The sequence below is a fragment of the Pantoea sp. S62 genome (assembly GCF_016658625.1).
Lineage (GTDB): Bacteria > Pseudomonadota > Gammaproteobacteria > Enterobacterales > Enterobacteriaceae > Pantoea > Pantoea vagans.
This window is the reverse complement of record NZ_JACVVI010000084.1, coordinates 1-225: the sequence shown is the minus strand read 5'-3', so window position 1 is coordinate 225 and position 225 is coordinate 1. Positions and strand designations below refer to the sequence as shown.

General features: G+C 58.7%; 1 pseudogene. It reads left to right on the top strand.

From position 1 onward, the window contains the following. Positions 1 to 21: 21 nt before the first annotated feature. Positions 22 to 225 (top strand): annotated as a pseudogene (locus IBT54_RS25025) (hypothetical protein); the annotation flags it as partial.

Genomic DNA, 225 nt, shown 5'->3' with positions numbered 1-225 from the left:
CTGACACTGAGGAGCATAACTATGTCCCGATTCATGCGTGGCGACAGCGTACAGATCATGGCCGGCTTTCCGGATAACAGCATCGACTTCATCCTTACCGATCCCCCGTACCTCGTCGGCTTTAAGGACCGCTCCGGCCGTTCCATCGCCAACGACGTGAGCGACGAGTGGGTGCTGCCGGCCAGCCGTGAAATGTTCCGCGTGCTCAAAAACAACAGCCTGGCG